This is a genomic window from Celeribacter indicus, from assembly GCF_000819565.1.
GTDB classification, from domain to species: domain Bacteria; phylum Pseudomonadota; class Alphaproteobacteria; order Rhodobacterales; family Rhodobacteraceae; genus Celeribacter; species Celeribacter indicus.
On the sequence record NZ_CP004393.1, the window covers coordinates 1844992 to 1863081 of the forward strand.

General features: G+C 63.9%; 16 protein-coding genes, 1 pseudogene and 1 other annotated feature. Of the genes and pseudogenes, 8 read left to right on the forward strand and 9 right to left on the reverse strand.

The features are described 5' to 3' along the window. The first annotated feature begins 5 nt into the window (after positions 1-5). On the forward strand, positions 6-686 hold the full coding sequence (locus P73_RS09335; RefSeq protein WP_245629258.1) for a lysozyme: 681 nt from the start codon (positions 6-8) through the stop codon (positions 684-686). A gap of 5 nt (positions 687-691) precedes the next feature. Continuing rightward, entirely contained in the window at positions 692-922 is a 231-nt protein-coding gene (locus P73_RS09340; protein ID WP_043869415.1) for a hypothetical protein, read from the forward strand. On the opposite strand, the gene P73_RS25550 is transcribed toward P73_RS09340, so the two are convergent. Then, the gene (locus P73_RS25550; RefSeq protein ID WP_139267201.1) at positions 923-1207 is read right to left on the reverse strand and encodes a hypothetical protein; all 285 of its coding nucleotides are present in this window, start codon (positions 1205-1207) and stop codon (positions 923-925) included. 114 nt (positions 1208-1321) lie between these two features. Here P73_RS25550 and P73_RS09345 point away from each other — a divergent pair, with 114 nt between their 5' ends. The 5 genes from P73_RS09345 to P73_RS09370 all read left to right on the forward strand — a co-directional run bounded on the left by P73_RS09345 (position 1322) and on the right by P73_RS09370 (position 9541). Further along, positions 1322-2206 (forward strand): DUF2163 domain-containing protein, encoded by an 885-nt coding sequence (locus P73_RS09345; protein WP_043869416.1) that lies wholly within the window; start codon positions 1322-1324, stop codon positions 2204-2206. Continuing rightward, entirely contained in the window at positions 2203-2637 is a 435-nt protein-coding gene (locus tag P73_RS09350) for an NlpC/P60 family protein (protein ID WP_043869417.1), read from the forward strand. Before P73_RS09345 ends, P73_RS09350 begins: the two co-directional genes overlap by 4 nt. 9 nt (positions 2638-2646) lie before the next feature. Then, entirely contained in the window at positions 2647-6612 is a 3966-nt protein-coding gene (locus P73_RS09355; protein ID WP_043869418.1) for a baseplate multidomain protein megatron, read from the forward strand. Between the two features lie 10 nt (positions 6613-6622). Beyond that, positions 6623-8350: a DUF2793 domain-containing protein gene (locus tag P73_RS26105; RefSeq protein WP_245629259.1), complete on the forward strand. Its 1728-nt coding sequence runs from the start codon at positions 6623-6625 to the stop codon at positions 8348-8350. Next, positions 8319-9541, forward strand: a protein-coding gene (locus P73_RS09370) for an IS3 family transposase (RefSeq protein WP_420836116.1) whose coding sequence is annotated in 2 segments (ribosomal slippage) — positions 8319-8607 and positions 8607-9541 — 1224 coding nt in all. Because the reading frame shifts where the segments join, the coding sequence is not laid out codon by codon here. The genes P73_RS26105 and P73_RS09370 overlap by 32 nt, the downstream gene beginning before the upstream one ends. Next, positions 8600-8716 (forward strand) — a sequence feature (AL1L pseudoknot). (Overlaps the previous gene by 117 nt.) Before the next feature lie 36 nt (positions 9542-9577). Here the strand turns inward: P73_RS09370 and P73_RS09375 are convergent. Genes P73_RS09375 through P73_RS09385 form a run of 3 tightly spaced genes read right to left on the reverse strand, consistent with a single transcriptional unit; the run spans position 9578 to position 12446 of the window. Then, positions 9578-10909 carry a type I restriction enzyme subunit R domain-containing protein gene (locus P73_RS09375; protein ID WP_043871549.1) on the reverse strand — a complete coding sequence of 444 codons (1332 nt, stop codon included), beginning with the start codon at positions 10907-10909 and terminating at the stop codon, positions 9578-9580. Then, positions 10906-11982, reverse strand: coding sequence for a serine/threonine-protein kinase (locus P73_RS09380; RefSeq protein ID WP_158401927.1), 1077 nt, complete (start codon positions 11980-11982; stop codon positions 10906-10908). The genes P73_RS09375 and P73_RS09380 overlap by 4 nt, the downstream gene beginning before the upstream one ends. Then, on the reverse strand, positions 11979-12446 hold the full coding sequence (locus P73_RS09385; RefSeq protein WP_043869420.1) for a hypothetical protein: 468 nt from the start codon (positions 12444-12446) through the stop codon (positions 11979-11981). Before P73_RS09385 ends, P73_RS09380 begins: the two co-directional genes overlap by 4 nt. A 423-nt stretch (positions 12447-12869) precedes the next feature. Between P73_RS09385 and P73_RS09395 the strand changes: the two genes are divergently transcribed. Beyond that, entirely contained in the window at positions 12870-13544 is a 675-nt protein-coding gene (locus P73_RS09395) for a YcbK family protein (protein WP_043869421.1), read from the forward strand. Positions 13545-14023: 479 nt separating this feature from the next. Here the strand turns inward: P73_RS09395 and P73_RS24885 are convergent. From P73_RS24885 to P73_RS09420, 5 genes and pseudogenes are all read right to left on the reverse strand, one after another. Continuing rightward, positions 14024-14378 (reverse strand): annotated as a pseudogene (locus tag P73_RS24885) (transposase); the annotation flags it as partial. Then, the gene (locus tag P73_RS25565; RefSeq protein ID WP_144401206.1) at positions 14327-15469 is read right to left on the reverse strand and encodes a hypothetical protein; all 1143 of its coding nucleotides are present in this window, start codon (positions 15467-15469) and stop codon (positions 14327-14329) included. The gene P73_RS25565 and the pseudogene P73_RS24885, both read right to left, overlap by 52 nt. Before the next feature lie 287 nt (positions 15470-15756). Beyond that, positions 15757-16272 carry a DUF2285 domain-containing protein gene (locus tag P73_RS09410; protein WP_043869367.1) on the reverse strand — a complete coding sequence of 172 codons (516 nt, stop codon included), beginning with the start codon at positions 16270-16272 and terminating at the stop codon, positions 15757-15759. A gap of 52 nt (positions 16273-16324) precedes the next feature. After that, on the reverse strand, positions 16325-16540 hold the full coding sequence (locus P73_RS09415; RefSeq protein WP_043869368.1) for a transcriptional regulator domain-containing protein: 216 nt from the start codon (positions 16538-16540) through the stop codon (positions 16325-16327). Between the two features lie 313 nt (positions 16541-16853). Beyond that, the gene (locus tag P73_RS09420) at positions 16854-18050 is read right to left on the reverse strand and encodes a hypothetical protein (protein ID WP_043869369.1); all 1197 of its coding nucleotides are present in this window, start codon (positions 18048-18050) and stop codon (positions 16854-16856) included. Between the last annotated feature and the right edge of the window lie 40 nt (positions 18051-18090).

Here is an 18090-nt window from a genome sequence, read left to right on the forward strand (position 1 = left end):
TTTCCATGCAGATGACTGCCAAGAAAATGTCTGATCGCGGCCTATTGGCCCTCGTCCGGCACGAAGGCATCGTGCCCGGACCCTACCGTGATGTGAAACAGGTCTGGACCTTCGGCATCGGCCACACGGCTGCCGCCGGGGCACCCGATCCCGACACCATGCCGCGCGGCATGCCCGCCGATCTGGACGCCGGGATCCGAGAAGCGTTCCGGGTCTTCCGAGCCGATCTTGCGCGCTACGAGGCCGCCGTCCTGCGCGCCGTGAAGGTGCCGCTCGAGCCGCACGAATTCGATGCGCTGGTCTCGTTTCACTACAACACCGGCGGCATCTCCAAGGCGGCGCTCACCCGGCACCTGAACACGGGCGACCGGGCCGCAGCCGCGGCAGCCTTCATGGGCTGGCTCAAACCCGCCGCGATCCGCCCGCGCCGTGAGGCCGAGCGCGCTCTCTTCGTCAAGGGCCGCTATCCCGCCGGCACCATTCCCGTCTGGTCGGTGGATCGCAACGGCCAGGTCGATTTCTCGCGACCGATCCGGCGTCTGACCGAGAACGAGGCGCTGGCGCTGCTGCATCCCGCAAGCGTGCCGATACCGAGACCATCCGTGCCTGCCGCCACACCTGAACCGGCAATCAGCTGGGCCGCACGGCTGGCCGCCTTCTTTTCCACCCTGATCCGGAGGGCCTGATCCCTATGCGCTACATCCGACTGACCTCGCTCACCTGGTGGGCGGGGTGCTTCGCCATGCTCACCGGCATTGCCTCGCTCGCACTGCCCGCCACCGGGCCGCTCGGGGAACTCTCACGCTTCGTCGCGCTGCTCGCAGGTTCAGGCGACACCTCGCCCGCTGGGCTGATGTTCCTCGGGCTGGGCCTGATCGGCCTGCGTGACCGGATCGAGCGCGGGTTCCGCGGCAACAAGTGATCACCGCAGGCGATGTTTCACCTTCAGGAAACTCATCAGCTTTTCCGGGCGATTTGCGAACGGCGAGACTTCCTCGAGCACGGGCAATCCAAGTTCTTGCCTCGCCGACGTAAGATTCCCGAGATGCGGCCCGATCGAAGCGGGATCTCGGTCCGGCAGTCCGCGCCTGCACTGATCTACGATTTCGGACCGGCTAATCCGAAGCCCCCGCTGCTTTCGGTCCACCGCATCCTGATAAGCGGCGTCAGTGATCGCATATTCGCTTTCCTTCCAAGACTGTCCCATTCCGACCTCCAAGTTGGTTTTGGGATCAGGTTACCGCCTCAACCAATAGTTGTCGTCTAACGTTTTGCGTGGCCTGTGCCTCGATCTCGACGACCGAATGACAGGAACCTGCCGATGAAATCCCTCTCGCCCGAGCTTCAGGCCCATCTCGACGAGGGCACGACGACGCTCGGCTGGTGCTGGCGGATCGCCCGGGCCGACGGCGTCACCTTCGGCTTCACCGATCACGACCGCACGCTCAGCTTCGATGGCACGGACTTCGAACCCGAGAGCGGGCTGACGGCGTCCGAGGTTCGCTCGGGCTCGGACCTGTCGGTCGATGCGCAGGACGCGGAAGGCGTGCTGACCTCCGACCGCATCACCGAGACCGACATCCTCGACGGCCGCTGGGACAATGCAGCGGTCGAGGTCTGGCGCGTGAACTGGGCCGACACCGGACAGCGCGTGCTGATGCGGCGCGGAGCCATCGGTCAGATCCGGCGCGGGCGGCTTGCCTTCGTCGCGGAGGTGCGCTCGCTGGCCCATGTGCTGGGCCAGACGGTCGGGCGGACTTTCCAGGCGAGTTGCGATGCGGCGCTCGGCGATGCGCGCTGCGGCGTCGATCTGGAGGACCCGGCCTACAAGGGCGCAGGTGCTGTGGTCGACCTTCTGCGTGACCGCGCATTCACCGCCTCCGGTCTCGGCGGCTTCGAGCTGAGCTGGTTCACCTTCGGCACAATCGAATGGACCTCCGGCGCGAACGCTGGGCGGCGCACCGAGGTGCTGGGCCATGACCTTACGGACGGCATCGCTGTGCTGACCCTGCTCGAGGCACCAGTGCGGGCCATCAGCGAGGGCGACGCCTTCACCATCCGTGCGGGCTGCGACAAGCGGCTGGAGACCTGCGGCGCGAAGTTCGGCAATACCGCCAACTTCCGCGGCTTCCCGCATATCCCCGGCCAGGACACGGTGCTGCGCTACGCCACCAAGGACGGCGGGCACGAGGGAGGTGTGCTGTGACCTCCGCCGATCCCACCCGCGTCATTGCCATCGCGCGGTCCTGGCTCGGCACGCCGTATCACGACCAGGCAAGCCTCAAGGGCGTCGGCTGCGACTGCCTTGGTCTTGCCCGCGGCGTCTGGCGCGAAGTGGTGGGTCCCGAGCCGTTTCCGATGCCGCCCTACTGCCGCGACTGGGGCGAGACGGGCCCGAACGAAGTGCTGGCAGAAGGCGCGCGCCGCATGATGCCCGAGATCGCCCCGGCCGATGCCACTCCCGGTGCACTGGTCCTCTTCCGGATGATGCCCCGCGCCATCGCCAAGCATGTCGGGATCCTGACCGGCCCCGACAGATTCCTCCATGCCTATGAGCGGCTTGGCGTGATTGAGGAGCCGCTGACCCAAGCCTGGCGACGGCGCATCGCCTTCGCTTTCATCTTCCCGCAAAGCTGAGATCCCGACATGGCCACCCTCATTCTCGGCGCCGCCGGTGCCGCCATCGGCGGCTCGATCGGTGGCGCGATCCTCGGCGTCAGCGCGGCGACCATCGGCGGCTTCATCGGTTCCACCATCGGCTCGGTCGTCGACAGCTGGATCGTGTCCTCGCTCGCACCGACCCAACGGATCGAAGGCGCGCGGCTCGACAGCTTGCGCATCACGTCCTCGACCGAGGGGGCGGTGATCCCGCGCCTCTACGGCCGAATGCGGATCGGCGGGAACATCATCTGGGCCACCGATTTCCGCGAGGAGACGAAGACCACCACGCAGGGCGGCGGCAAGGGCGGTGGAGGCGGCAAGGTCAAGACGACCGAGTATCTCTACTATGCCTCCTTCGCCGTGGCGCTCTGCGAGGGGCCGATCACCGGGATCGGGCGCATCTGGGCCGACGGAAAGCCGATGGGCCTCTCGGGCGTCACCTGGCGCTGGTATCCCGGCGACGAGGCGCAGGCGGCCGATCCGTTCATCGCGGCGAAGATGGGCGCGGCCAACACTCCGGCCTATCGCAGCACGGCCTATGTCGTTTTCGAGGAACTGCCGCTGTCGAGCTACGGCAACCGCCTGCCGCAGCTGTCCTTCGAGGTGTTCCGACCGCTCGCCGACCCCGACACAGCCGAGGGGCTGACCCGCGCTGTCACCCTGATCCCGGCCTCGGGCGAGTTCACCTATGCCACCCAGGCCATCCGCAAATCCTCCGGCGGCGCGACGCAGGCCGAAAACTTGAACGCGCTACCCGACACCGCCGACATGGTGGTCGCGCTCGACCGCCTGCAGGCCATGGCGCCGGCCGTCGAGAGCGTCAGCCTCGTCGTCGCCTGGTTCGGCGACGACCTGCGCGCGGGTTCCTGCAAGCTGCGCCCGGGCGTCGAGGTCACGGCGAAATCCACGGCGCCGGTCGGCTGGTCGGTCAATGGCGTCAGCCGCGCCAATGCCATCCTCGTCAGCCGCGACGCTGAAGACCGCCCTGTCTATGGCGGCACGCCCGCTGATTTTGCCGTGGTACAGGCGATCCGGGAGATGAAAGCGCGTGGGCTGCGTGTGACCTTCTATCCGTTCATCCTGATGGATGTGCCGCCCGGCAACACGCTGCCGAACCCGTATTCCGACAATGCCGCCGAGACCGGCCAGCCCACATTCCCCTGGCGCGGCCGGATCACCTGTTCGCCCGCGGCAGGCTATGCCGGGAGCGTAGACAAGACGGCTACTGCCGCCAGCCAGGTCGCGGCCTTCTTCGGCAGCGTCAGCCCCTCCGACTTCGCGATCTCAGGCGAGACCGTCTCCTGGACGGGCCCGTCCGGCGACTGGGGCCTGCGCCGCATGATGCTGCATTACGCCCATCTCTGCGCGGTGGCAGGCGGGGTCGACGCTTTCCTGATCGGCTCTGAAATGCGCGGCCTGACCACCATCCGCTCGGGCGCCAGCAGCTATCCCGCTGTTACCGCGTTCAAGGCGCTCGCCGCCGACGTGCGCGCCATTCTCGGGGCGGGCACGGAGATCGGCTATGCGGCCGACTGGTCGGAATACTTCGGCCATCATCCGGGCGACGGCAGCGGCGATGTCTATTTCCACCTCGACCCGCTCTGGTCGGACGCCAACATCGATTTCGTCGGCATCGACAATTACATGCCGCTCTCCGACTGGCGCGACGGCTTCGGGCATGCGGATGCGGCCGAAGGCTGGCCCGCGATCTACGACCGGGCCTATCTGCAGGAGAACATCGCGGGTAGCGAAGGCTTCGACTGGTTCTACGCATCGGCGGCGGATCGGTCGGCGCAAGTGCGCACGCCGATCACCGATGGCGCCGCCGGCAAGCCGTGGGTCTTCCGCTACAAGGATCTGCGCAGCTGGTGGTCGAACCCGCATTACAATCGCCCGGGCGGGGTAGAGAGCGGCACGCCGACGGCGTGGGTGCCGCAATCGAAACCCATCCGCTTCACCGAACTCGGCTGCCCGGCCATCGACCGGGGCACGAACCAGCCCAATGTCTTCTTCGACCCGAAGTCGTCGGAGAGCTTCACGCCGTATTTCTCGCGGGGCTGGCGCGACGACACCATCCAGCGCGCCTATCTCGAGGCGACCTACCTGTTCTGGGGCGAGGCCGCGAACAACCCGGTGTCCTCGGTCTACGGCGGCCGGATGGTCGATGTGCCGGAATGCGTGGCATGGACCTGGGACGCGCGGCCGTATCCGTTCTTCCCTGAACTGACCGACGTCTGGACCGACGGACCGAACTGGCGGCTCGGCCATTGGCTGACCGGCCGCCTTGGCGCGGTGTCGCTGGCGGCCCTCGTGCGGCACCTCTGCCTGCGCGCCGATCTGCCCGAGGATCGCATCGACGTCACCGGCCTCTGGGGCGCGGTCGAGGGCTATGCCATTGGCGCGCTGGAAAGCCCTCGGGCCTCGATCACCACGCTGGCGCGCCACTTCGGCTTCGATGCCGTCGAGACCGAGGGCGTGATCCGCTTCATCATGCGCGGCCGGGCCTCCGTCGCCACCCTGGAGCCCGATGATCTGGTCGCCGCGCGCGAGGGCGACGTGCTGGAACTGACACGCGGCCAGGAGACCGAGCTGCCACAGGCCCTGAAGTGGCAGGTCGCCCGCGCCGACGAGGATTACGAAGCGGCTCAGGTCGAGGCCAGGCGCATCACCGTCGACACGACGCGCATCGCCTCCGAGAGCTTCCCGATGGCGGTGCCGCCCGAGGAAGCGGAGCGCCGTTGCCGCCGCGCGCTGATGGAAGCTTGGACCGGTCGCGAGACGGCGGCGTTCCGTCTTCCGCCCTCGCGGCTGGCGCTCGACCCGGCCGATGTCGTCATGCTCGCCCATGACGGCCGGTCCATCCCGCTTCGGCTCATCTCGATTGCCGACGCCGACGCGCGCGGCACCGAGGCCGTCCGCCAGGATCGGGAGGCCTACGACCTGCCGCCCGGCGCGCCGCGACCCTCGGCGCTGTCGCAGGCCGTCGTCTTCGGCACGCCCGAGGCGGTCCTGCTCGATCTGCCGCAGCTGACCGATGATCAGGCCGCGCATCGGCCCTTCGCGGCGGCGCATGCGGTGCCTTGGCCCGGCGAGATCGCGGTTTATCGAAGCCCATCGACGGACGGCTTCGACCTGCTAACCACGTTTGGCACACGCGCCCGGATCGGCACGCTGGTCTCGGACTTCTACGCCGGACCCACCTCGCGCTTCGATCTCGGCAACGCGCTGGTGGTCGATCTGCTGACCGGCACGCTGGAAAGCGTCACCGATTTGACCCTGTTCGGCGGCGCCAATGCCATCGCCATCGAGAGCGCGCCCGGCGTCTGGGAGGTCGTGCAGGCGGGCGCGGCCGAACTGATCGCCCCTGGCCGGTATCGCCTGACCCGACTCCTGCGCGGCCAGCGCGGCACCGAGGGCGCCATGGGCAATCCGGCGCCTTCTGGTGCGCGGGTCGTGGTACTCGACGCAGCGTTGACATCGCTGCCGATCGCCGAGGCCGAGCTCGGCATTCCATGGAACTGGCGCATTGGCCCGGCAAACCGCCCGGTCAACGACGAGACCTACGTCGCCCAGACCTTCACGCCCGCGGGCGTGGGGCTGCGGCCGTTCTCCGTCGCCCATGTCGAGCAGCCTTGGCGCGAACCGCGCACGGCCGGGGACCTGACCATCCGCTGGACGCGCCGATCCCGCGCACTCGCCGCCGACAGCTGGGGCGGGCTCGAGGTGCCGCTGGCCGAGGAACTCGAAGCCTACGAGGTCGAGATCCTCGACGGCGCCACGGTGAAGCGGGTGCTGAGCGCGGCCACCGCCAGCGCGATCTACACCGCCGCCGCCCAGACCGCCGACTGGGGCGCGGTGCTCGGTCCGGGCGACACGCTCGACATTCGTCTCTTCCAGCTCTCTGCCCTCGTCGGGCGGGGCGCACCCAAGACAGTCACGCTCACGTTCTGAAGGCCACCCCATGTCCGACGCCACGACCTATCTCCTGCTGCCATACATCCTGGCGGCGCAGGCCCAGAAGCATGTCACCCACAACGAGGCGCTGCGGATCCTCGACGGGCTTGTCCAGCTCTCCGTCCTCGACCGGGACCTGACCACGCCGCCAGTCAGCCCTGCCGATGGCGACCGCTACGTTGTCGGCTCGGGCGCGACGGGCGACTGGGCGGGGTGGGATCTGAACATCGCCCTCTGGACCGACGGCGCCTGGTTGCGCCTGCCACCGCGTACTGGCTGGCGGACATGGGTCGAGGACGAGGCCGTGCTGCTCGTCTGGACTGGCGCTGCCTGGGAGGTCGTCGGCGAGCCAAGCGACATCTCGGACGCCGTCTTCAGCCTGATCAACGATGCCGATCCCACAAAGAAGGCGGTCTTCTCGCTGTCCGGGATCAGCACCGGCACGACCCGCAGCTACACGCTGCCCAACACCTCCTCGGAACTGGCGATCCTGGCGGGGACCCAGACCTTCAACGGCAACAAGACCTTCTCGGGCACACTGACGGCCTCCGGTACCGTCACGGTCTCGGGAGCGACTGCGACCATCGGCACGGCCACGGGAACGGCGACCTACGGCATGGGCACCGGGGCGACGACCACCGGCCTTACCAAGACCGTGAACCTCGGCACCGGCGGCGCGTCGGGGTCGACCACGGTCGTCAACATCGGCCCCGTGACCTCGGGCGCGAACGGCACCACGGTGATCAACACGCCGACTGTAACCTTCGCCAATGCCGTGACCCAGGTCGGCATGCCCCAGGCGAACCTGACCGCCCAGCTTCTGGGCCTCGGCGGGGCGACGGCCGACAGCTACAACCGGCTGTCGGTCAACACCCCCGCGGTGCTCCTGAACAACGCGGGCGCCGGGATCGAGGCGACGGTCAACAAGGCCGCGGCCGCCAACGATGCGAGTTTCGCTTTCAAGACCAACTGGTCGGCCCGCGCACTGATCGGCCTTCTTGGCAGCGACGATTTCAGCTTCAAGGTCAGCCCGGACGGCTCGGCCTTCTACGAGGCGATCCGGATCGACCGCACCAGCGGCCGGGTCGAGATGCCCGAACCTCTGGTGCTCCCGGCGCTCGATGCCGTGCCCGCACCGCCGCCGACCGGCAAGCTGGCTATTTATGCGCGCGACCGCGCGGGGGCTGGATGGCTCGACGTCCAGCGCCCCTCGGGGCGGTTCTTTCCGCTGCAGCCGCATTTCGGGGTGAACCGCATCGCGACCTGGGCGCCGTCCACCGGTACGACCGTCAACACCAACGGCATGCCGCGCACCGCCGTCGGCACCGTGTCCACGCCGACACTCGCCACCACCAACCTTTCGACCTCAATGCGCCGCTGGCGCGTGACCAGCGCCGCCACCGCCGATGCAGCGGCGGAGGAGCGTTCGGCCGGCTGGGTCTGCTGGCGCGGCAATGCGGATGGGCTGGGCGGCTTCACCTACGTGAACCGGCTCTCGCTGGTGACGCTGCAGGCGACCGGTATGGGCTTCTTCGGCCTCTACGGATCGACCACGGCGCTGGCCACGACCTTGACGTTGTCCGCCGTGGTGAACTGCATCGGCATCGGCTTCCAGCGCGGCACCCACACGAACTGGCAACTCGTGCAGAATGAACCGCTCCGGGTTTGCCGGAGGCTCCAACTCTTGAGTAGGATGGAGCATCATGAGCAAGACAACGAACAAATATTCCCCTGAAGTGCGCGAGCGAGCGGTTCGTATGGTTTTGGACAACGCCGGTCAGCATGAGAGCCGCTGGCAAGCGATCGTATCGATCTCGGCGAAGATAGGCTGTTCGACGAACACGCTGAATGACTGGGTCAAAAAGGCAGAGATTGATCGTGGCGACCGTGCTGGGGTCAGTACCGAGATGGCCGAGAAGATGAAGGCGCTGGAGCGCGAGAACCGCGAACTCAAGCAGGCGAATGAGATCCTGCGGAAGGCGTCGGCGTATTTTGCGATGGCGGAGCTCGACCGCCGACCGAAGTCATGATCGCCTTTATCGACGATTATCGTGGAGAGCTCGGGGTCGAGCCGATCTGCAAGCACCTGCCGATTGCCCCGTCCACATACTACGATCATCTGGCCAAACGGGCCGACCCTGATCTGCGCTCGGATCGGTTCAAGCGCGACGACGAGCTTCGCCCCGAGATCGAGCGCGTGTTCGATGAGAATTACAAGGTCTATGGCGTGCGCAAAGTCTGGCGCCAGATGCGGCGGGAAGGATTTGATGTGGCCCGATGCACGATAGCCCGGTTGATGAAGGATTTGGGCCTGCAGGGCGTCATCCGGGGCAAGCCGCATAAAACGACGATCCCTGACAAGAAGCAGCCGTGCCCGATGGACAAGGTAAACCGGCAATTCCGGGTGCCGGCACCGAACATGCTCTGGGTCAGCGATTTCACCTATGTCGCCACCTGGCAAGGGTTCGTTTATGTGGCATTCGTGATCGACACGTTCGCGCGCCGGATCGTTGGGTGGCGCGTCAGCCGCACGGCTCACACAGGCTTCGTTCTCGACGCTTTGGAACAGGCTGTTCATCAGCGGCAGCCTGGTGTGGGACTGATCCATCACTCAGACCGCGGATCGCAATACCTGGCGATAAAATACACCGAACGCTTGGCCGAGGCAGGAATCGAACCCTCGGTCGGCAGCGTCGGTGACAGCTATGACAACGCTTTGGCCGAGACAATCAATGGTCTCTTCAAGGCGGAGGTCATCCACCGCCGTGGCCCGTGGCGCAGTCTGGACGCCGTGGAATACGCCACTCTGGAATGGGTCGACTGGTTCAACAATCGCCGCCTCCTCGAGCCCATCGGGAACATCCCACCAGCGGAAGCAGAGGCAAACTTCTACGCAGCTCTGGTAACTAAGACCATAGCCGCATAACTTAAACCAAACAGCCTCCGGCAAACCCGGAGCGGTTCACAGGGCGCTGTCGAGCTCGCCTAGCAACCCTTCGTAGTCGATGATGAAGCCGAACTGCTTCTCCGTGCCACCGTCCTCGTAGAGGCGGTTTACGCGCGCAATCGCCTGCAGGAGGTTATGTTCCTTCAGGGACTTGCAGACGTAAAGGACCGTGTTACGGGGCGCGTCGAAGCCGGTGAGCAGCTTGGAGACGATGATCAGGATTTCTGGATCGCCGGAGCCCTTGAAGGCGTCGATGATCTGGCGGTTGTACTCTTCCTCGGTCTTGTACCGCGCCATCATTGACAACCAAAATTTCCGCACGAGGTCCTTGGATTCCTGGTCGACCTCCTCGTTGCCCTCGTTATCGTCCGGCGGCGAGATGACGATCGCACTCGACACGTGGCCGATCTCGTCGAGGACCTCCTTGAAGCGGACGGCCGCCGCTTTCGACGGGGCGATGAGCTGCGCCTTGAACCCAGTACCCTGCCAGTGCTGGCGAAAGTGCTCGGAGATGTCGAACGCCTTGGCTCGAATGGCCTGATCGGTCTTGGCCAAGGCGTCCATCCGAGAGAACTTCCGCTTTAGATCACGCTTCTGGTTCTCGGTCAGCCCCTCGCTGATCTTGTCGAACCAACGGTCGATAACTGCGCCCGAGACCTGCTGCTCAACGAGCCGTCCCTCGTAGAGCAGCGGCACGACGGCACCGTCGGCGACCGCCTCGTCAATAGCGTAGCGGTGGATGAACCGCCCGAAGGTCGACAGCGTGTTCTTCTCCTTCTTCAGCAGAGGCGTACCGGTGAAGCCGAGGTAGCAGGCCTTTGGAAGGAGGCGGCGCATCTTGGCGGCGAATTGGCTGTGGCCGCCGTAGCGCCCCGTCTGAGTCCTGTGGCTCTCGTCCACCAGCACGAAGATGTTCGGATCTTCGTCCGCCAGCTTGCTGTTCTTCAACGCCGTATCGAACTTGTTGATGATCGTGGTGACCAGCGGAGCCTTGTTTTGGACGAGCTCTAGAAGGTGAGCCCCGCTCGTCGCGCGGATCGGCTCGAGATCACAGGACTTGAAGGTATCTTTGATCTGCTTGTCGAGATCATCGCGGTCCGTGACTATGATGATCCGCGGGTTCTCGATGCTGCGCTCTAAGGCGAAGGAATACTCGCGACCCCGATGGGTAAAGCGGTTGATGCGCATCAGCTGCTCGGCAAGAACATCGTCCAGCACGACGTTACGGAGGCGCCCGCCACGGAGGCGGAGGGCCTCCTCCTGCGAGAGCGGCGTGAACCCGAGCGCGACCAGCAGCTGAAGTGCCGGGACCTGGGATTGGTGTTTCTCAGCGGCGATGAAAGTCATTTGCCGGTCACCACGAATTGCTTGAAGTCCGCGACGACCTTTTCCGCCTGCTTTTGGGTGACACCACGCTTGCAGAACTGGGTGACGCGCTGATTATTGCCTGAGACCACATTGCGCTTGCTGCAGGTCACGTCGAACTTCCCGCCTGCTACCGGCGAGACCGAGTGCGAGAACTCGTGGGTCCTGCATATGCCGACTTCGCTGCCGGCGGCGTCGACTGTCCAGTGCCCGGGGTAGTTCAGCTTTTCAAGCGCTCGCCGCATCTCGAGAGCGCTGGTGTACCGCTGGACCGGATCAGGATGGACAGCCTTCAGGATGACGCGACGAACTGCTGCTGGGATGTGGCACCCGAAGTCCTTCGCCTGAAGCAGCTTCCCAGACGCTATGTCCTGTTCGTACTGCGCCGTGCCGATGCTGGCGCGAACTGCCCGCAGATGGTCCATGTGAATAAGCAACCGTGCGAGGGTCATGCCGACCTGGAAGATGTCCGAACTGACGCCGATGTTGCCCGTCGTAAGGACTTCCGGTGCACGGTGGAGAACGTAGGCGTTCGGGGCCGCTACCGGGGCACCGTTCGATGAAACGCCCGTAATCCCGTAGTCCGACAGCATGGCCTGCTGCTGAGACCCCAGCAGAATGTTCCCCGGCTTGATGTCGTTGTGATAGAAGCTGCGCGCATGGAGATACTCCAGCCCCTGCAGGATATCTCGTGCGATCCGCAGGACGGCGGGAAGCGGCAGATAGCCCGCCGGATTTGCCAGGGTCTCGACCGAGCCGTTCGGCTGGTAGTCCATGGCGAGGATGACGGCATGCTCCCCCGACACCGGCACGACATCGGCCTGGTGGACGTACACGAGGTTGTTGTGCTCGAGCCGGTTGCCGATCTGGGCCTCACGCAGCCGCTCGTCCACGGACACCCCTGGCTGGAGGATCTTGACCGCGTACTCTCGCTGCACGGCAAGATCATGCGCCAGCCAGACCTCTCCGAAGCTGCCTGCGCCGATCTTGCTGACCAACCGGTACTTGTAGAGGGTCATGCCGGGCGTGAGGGTGACAAGGACAAGCTGGTTCATGGCCGGCGCAGCCCCCACCATGCCGCATTCACGGCGTCGGCCATCTTGTTGTCCCAGTATTTGTCGGTCTTTCCGACCCGGGTGTCAGCGTGCTGCTTCGTCTCCTTGCTCGTCGTGGGCATGGATGAGTAGATCTTCAGCTCGACAGGGATCCCACGATGCGCACAGGCGAGCACGACGGCGGCATCGGCATGAGCCGACTTCCGCTTCGCCTTGGTATCGCTCTGCGTGTATTCGTTCTGCTTGATCATCACTTTTGCGATGCCGGGATGGGCATCGAAGATCGCCAGAACTTCGCGGTACAGCCAGTCCAGCCGCTCGGCATCGGCGTCCTCCCCGATCGAGGCAGGGACGGACAGCTTGTTGTCGCTGGCCGCGTTCTCCAGCGTGTAGGCGCCGCCCACTTCCGACACGACTGCGTAGCGGGGGGCCTTCGGGTCGCCGCGAAATCCAAGAACCTTCATGCCAATACCTTCTCTAAATTCACGCGCCACTGCCATTCACGCAGGAGGCGCGTGCCGGTGAGGCGCCAAGCGCGCGCTCGCCGATGTCGGTCTCGACGGCGACGAGGCCGCGCTCGACATCCGCGATCTGCGCTCGCTCGTCGACTGCATCCGGCTGGTGCGCCGCACCGCGATGCAGACCGCCGTCCGCATGATCACCACCGCCGTCATGCTCGCGCTGCTCGCCGGCATCGCCATCAAGCTCAAGATCTTCGGCGGCAGCCCGTAGCCGCTCACCACCCCGTTAGCCTAACCGTGACCAGCCCTGGTGGCGGGGTGAGCCGCGGTCTGTCTGTCAGGCAGACGGGAAGGTCCAGTGGACATTCCCGAGCGGCGAACGCACAGAGCCCTGCGAGGGGCCGGAAACTCGTTTCGGAGGACCCCATGACCACGACCTTCCACCGCCACTGGCGTGACGTACCGGAGAGCACCTGGCGCTGGCCCAACTTCTCCCCCGCCGAGATCGCCTGCCGGGGCACCGGCAAGCTGCTCATCAACGAGCCCGCGCTCGACAAGCTGCAGGCGCTGCGTGACCGGCTGGGCAAGCCGCTGATCGTCCGCTCGGCCTATCGCAGCCCCGAGCACAACCGCGCCGTGGGCGGCGCGACCCGATCGAAGCACCTCGACGGCGCCGCCTTCGACATCGCCATGGCGAACCACGACCCGGTGGCCTTCGAGGCCGCAGCGCGCGAGGTGGGGTTCCTCGGCTTCGGCTTCTATCCGCGCTCGGAGTTCATCCATGTCGATCTCGGGCCGGCACGGCAGTGGGGCGAGCGGTTCCCGGCGCGTGCCGTTCCCTTTGCCGCCGAGACCCCGCCGCAGCGCGAAGTCCTGGCGCAGAGTCGGACCATGAAGGGCGGTGGCGCGGCGGGCGTCGCGACGCTCGGAGCAGCCGGAGTCGAGGTGGCGGAGCAGGTGCTCACCGAAACCCAGACCGCGATCCTGCCGCTCGTCCCGTATCTCGACACCCTGCGCTGGGTGTTCATCGCGGTCGCCCTCGGCGGCATCGCGGTCACGATCTACGCCCGCCTCGATGACTGGAAACGAGGACAGCGATGATCGCTGCGCTCCTGACCGGTTTCGCCGCCAGCCCGTGCATGCGGGTGGCGCTACGCTACTGCGCCGTCGTGCTCGCCGTGATCCTGTTCCTGCTAGCGCTTCGGCGGTCCGGCGAACGCACGGGCCGCCTCGCCGAACGCCTTGAGACTAGGCTCAGGACTTCGGTAACGGGGGCGTCCCAGTCAAGCGGTTTTGCGCACAACAATTGACCCGCCGTAGAGGTTACTTTGATATACTTGGTGCCGGTCCTGGCTTCCTTCGCGGCCTATAGCTGAGATCCTTGGGGAACATGCTTCGGTTCGTGGTCAGCGCGATGGCTGCCAACATGATGCTGGTTCGATGTAATTCCGATGTGCCCATCTCATAGGCGTGCTTGGCAAAAACCAGCGACAGTCCTGACCACGGCATCATCGGAACCACGTCCCTGCGGGACCTCAAAGGCCTGCGATCAGGCAGGCAACGGGTGGGGTGTCATCCTGTTAGGCAGGGTTTGGCGCCGCATCTGATTGGAAGGTTGTGCCATCGACCCAAATCCGATGCAGTATGACAGCGATGCGGCGTGCGAGGGCGACCATCGCAACTTTGCGTCCGCGCCGCTGCACGAGTTGGGCTCCCCACGTTCTCAGCCAAGTCGATCGGCCACGCGCCAGCTTTGGTTATACCACCCGACACGTCCCGTTCACCGGACTGGTTGCGTGAAGGCGTCAAACCAACCCAGGGTCCGACCCTTTTCGAAGACCGAAAGCGGGCCGGATCATCGACCGCAGCACGAAATGTCAGTGCTACGACGACACCGATTCCTGGCATCGACATAAGGCGTTGGCAAACCGGATCAGGCACATCATATGCTCCCCAATAATGAAGTAAGCTTCTTTGTCGTCCGCGAACAAATTCGAAAAATGAATTTGGCACTGAATGTCATTTTCGTCTGCCTCGACGGACAGCCTTGTGCCCTCAAGTGCCAAATTATCCTCAAAGGCCGCCATGTCGAGAAATGTGAAGATGTGAATTTTCCCCTTAACAAATCCTTCATAATGCGCGGGCTCTGAAAGAGTTAAAGGATACGGGTAATAACAACCCCAAATCTTGTTGGTTTTGATCTGATTGACAGCATTCACCAGAACCCTTGATGAACCAAAGCCACTGAAGAGCACATCGTAGTCTGGGGTATCCTCTATAATGACGACAACCTTCAGGCACCCATCAACCTCAAAGCTCGTGGAGCCAACCCCGCTTGCTTGTTGGATGGCCGCTTGTAGTTGTCCAGAGTATGATTTTGGAGGAACTGCAAACTCCGCCCTGAAAGTTGTACCTGGAAGACCTCGAAAACCATCACTGCGATCCAGCGCAAGAAATGTAAAAAGAGATTTTAACTTCTGTTTTTGGCGTTTGCTTCGGCTGTCTTTCGTCGTGGATGATTTAACCTCAATAGGAACAGGATCACTGTCTCCCAACAGGCAAATATCGCCGTAGCGCAGCACGTTTGTGATGTCACATAGTACGGCTGGAATCTTATGCGAGATAGCAGTTTCCAAAAGAGATACCTCTGCAGCGGCGCCGGCCTTGTCTATGATGAAACCACCAGATTGCTTGGGGTTCACAGTATCCACATCGAAAAAGGTCTGCTTCAATGCAAACCTGTCCACGTAGAGAAACGCCAAGCAATCCCCAAGGCACAGAAAATTGTATCGGACGTATTGCCATTCCCGAGGATCCCCATTGTCTCTCTTGGCTCCTCTAATTTCCCTTTCTGCCTCCGAAATCGCATCAATTAACCGCCTCTGAATCTCAAGAAGTCGTGAGAGGTTGTCCAAGTCCTGAGATAACCCGTGAACCTCGCGATGAATTTCGAATAGCTTGGGATAGAGACGGTTCTCAGCGGGAGGATCAAAACTGTCAGGCGCTGCATAGGGTGTTTGTCGCATTGGAAACCTTCACAACGGCGGAGGCACATCGTCCAGCCTCATTCTGTCGCTCAAAAATTTTTCGATATCCTTCTTGAGTGTATAGAGACTGGCACAGTATTTCCACCTCGCGCATAGCCGCCATTCGTGCCTACTGCAGCATCCGTGACTAAGGGCCCGAAGGAGCCATTTGCCGCGCATCGCGTGAAGGTCGGCAATTGTTGCCGCTACCGATCAGATCGCGCTGACGGCATGATACCTTACTTTGTTTGAACTTTGATGGCAGATCGCGCTGACGGCATGATACCTTACTTTGTTTGAACTTTGATGGGATAGTGCAGCAGGAGCCGGTAGCCGCCGCGCATCATCCTGATGCCGTGGGCGACGAGGCGACGCGCCTTGTTCTTGCTCGGATCGCTCTCGAAATCTTCCTTCGTGCCCCGAAAGCCAAGCAGGACTTCGGCAATGGTGCGATAGCTCTCGCCGCGCAGCCGGGCGTCGAGGGCGCGCAGGGACAGGATATGCCATTGCCGGAGCTGGGCGGGCAAGCTGCGGAAGTCAGGGCCAGGTGTTCGGCCTTTGAGGGATCGCCAGAAGCGCCGGGCCGCATGGGCGCGAAGCTCCATGAAGTCGTCCAGAGGCAGTTCGACGGCGTAGAACGCCGCCGCATCCGGCACGGATTGGGACAGCCAGAATTGGTGCTCGACGCCATCCGCCTGCCAGATGCCGTGCCAGCCATCGGCGGCGCGGCGCAAGTCGAGGCCGTCGATATGGGCGAGAACGACGGTCGGCTGGCTTGTCGTCTCATCCGGTTCGGTTGGCACGAGTTTGACGGCTTGCGGCTGAAACCGGGGTGACCAGAACAGCGGGTCGCGGTCAGGCGCGGCGTCGGGATCGTGCGGGAAATCGCAAACCCCAGCGTCGGGCGAAGGCTTCCAACTCGGTTGCATCCGGGCGTTTCGCACGGACGAGAAGCTGGAAATCCTCTCGGTAATCGTCGTTGCGACGCAGATATTCCCAGGCGAAACCGGCGGCAGGGATCGTTCGCGTGTGCTTGTAGGCCGCCGGCGCCCGCCAATCGATTTTCAGCATGGCGCACCCTCTCTTACTCGTGGGTTCTTGGAAAGACACCCGGAATAAAGAGTTTCGGACTCCACCTATGCGGGAAATAGTCTGTATGATCTGAAATGTTGTTCGTATATCCAGAACACTTATAGTTATTTTATTCTTAACAGTGTTTGCGTGCTTTTGCGAGCCGGGCGCAGCCCGGCGAGCGTGGCCATGTTTTCTGGGCATGGCCACAACGCCGATCCGCGTCGCCGGATCGGCGGAAAATTTGGGAACCATGAAAGCCTGAAAAGCGGAAAGCCGCGCAACCGGGTTTCCGGCTGCGCGGCTCTGCTGATTAGGCGGCCTTCTCTAGCAAGGTCTTGGCCTTCGCCTCCAGTTCAAGGCGGCTGTCCTGATGGGCCTTGCTGCGGGCATGGGCCGTCATGCCCTGCACGAAATCGAAGATGCTTTCCGGCGGGCGGCCTTCCTCCTGCAACACGGTTTCGATGATCTTGCCGGTCTCCGCCTTGCTGAACCCACGCTTGCGCAGGAAGGTTTCGCGGTCGTCATCGGTGCGGGCAACGATCCGCTCCCGCGCTGCCCTGATCCCTGCCACGAAGGGCGCGGGGCTGGAGTTGGCGAAGCTGGTCAGTGCCGGGGCAGCTTCATGGGCGAAACGCTGCGCGGCGAACTTGCTGTGCCGGATGCTGATTTCCTCGAACCCTTCCACGCCCCAAAGGTTGCGGTTCATGCAGACCGCCCGGAGATAGAAGGAAGCGATGCCGAGGGTCTTCGATCCGACTTCGCTGTTCCAGCAATAGAACCCCCGAAAATAAAGGTCGGGGTCGCCGTTCGGCAGGCGTCCGGCTTCAATGGGGTGCGTATCGTCCACCAGAAACAGGAACACGTCGCGGTCACTGGCGTAAAGCGTGGTCGTGTCCTTGGTCACGTCCACGAATGGATTGTGCGTCATGGTCGCCCAATCCAGAACGCCCGGCACCTTCCACATGGTATCGCCGACGCCATTGCCCGCGATCTTCATGACGGCGGCGACAAGCTCGTGATCCCAGATGCGGCCATAATCCGGACCGGTGACGGCGCGAAGCTCAACGCGCCCGTCCTCGGTTTCCAGCGTCTTCACCAATTCGACGCGATGGCTGACAAGGCCATGTTGCAGATTGATGCCCGCCAGCGGCGCGGGAAGGTCGCGCAGGTAGCGGGCCGGTGCGCCGACAAGGCTGCAAAGCTGGCCGAAACTCCAATGCGTCGGGGTGATAGGCTGCTCCTGTCCGGGGACGATAAGCGACAGCCGTTCCGCATCGTCGCGGCTGGCTTCCACGCGCACGGCGCGGCTTTCCACGGTGCGGGCCTTGGCGCGATCCGCTCGCCCCTTCACGGCGTCATAAAGCTCGGTCAGCGACAAATAGCGTTCATCATCCGGGCGCGAAAACCACTCGGACGAAACCCGGCCGATAGTCTCGCCGCGCGAAATGTCCACATGGAAGCCCTTGGAAACGGGCTGCTGGTGATGGTTCAGGGTCATGGTGTTCATGGTCTTTCCTTTCATAGGCTTGGGTTGGAGCGCAGCGCTG

Coding starts and splice junctions, on each gene's coding strand:
- P73_RS09335 (WP_245629258.1), top strand. CDS start 6: ATGCAGATGACTGCCAAGAAAATGTCTGATCGCGGCCTATTGGCCCTC.
- P73_RS09340 (WP_043869415.1), top strand. CDS start 692: ATGCGCTACATCCGACTGACCTCGCTCACCTGGTGGGCGGGGTGCTTC.
- P73_RS25550 (WP_139267201.1), bottom strand. CDS start 1,207: ATGGGACAGTCTTGGAAGGAAAGCGAATATGCGATCACTGACGCCGCT.
- P73_RS09345 (WP_043869416.1), top strand. CDS start 1,322: ATGAAATCCCTCTCGCCCGAGCTTCAGGCCCATCTCGACGAGGGCACG.
- P73_RS09355 (WP_043869418.1), top strand. CDS start 2,647: ATGGCCACCCTCATTCTCGGCGCCGCCGGTGCCGCCATCGGCGGCTCG.
- P73_RS26105 (WP_245629259.1), top strand. CDS start 6,623: ATGTCCGACGCCACGACCTATCTCCTGCTGCCATACATCCTGGCGGCG.
- P73_RS09375 (WP_043871549.1), bottom strand. CDS start 10,909: ATGACTTTCATCGCCGCTGAGAAACACCAATCCCAGGTCCCGGCACTT.
- P73_RS09380 (WP_158401927.1), bottom strand. CDS start 11,982: ATGAACCAGCTTGTCCTTGTCACCCTCACGCCCGGCATGACCCTCTAC.
- P73_RS09385 (WP_043869420.1), bottom strand. CDS start 12,446: ATGAAGGTTCTTGGATTTCGCGGCGACCCGAAGGCCCCCCGCTACGCA.
- P73_RS09395 (WP_043869421.1), top strand. CDS start 12,870: ATGACCACGACCTTCCACCGCCACTGGCGTGACGTACCGGAGAGCACC.
- P73_RS25565 (WP_144401206.1), bottom strand. CDS start 15,469: ATGCGACAAACACCCTATGCAGCGCCTGACAGTTTTGATCCTCCCGCT.
- P73_RS09415 (WP_043869368.1), bottom strand. CDS start 16,540: ATGCTGAAAATCGATTGGCGGGCGCCGGCGGCCTACAAGCACACGCGA.
- P73_RS09420 (WP_043869369.1), bottom strand. CDS start 18,050: ATGAACACCATGACCCTGAACCATCACCAGCAGCCCGTTTCCAAGGGC.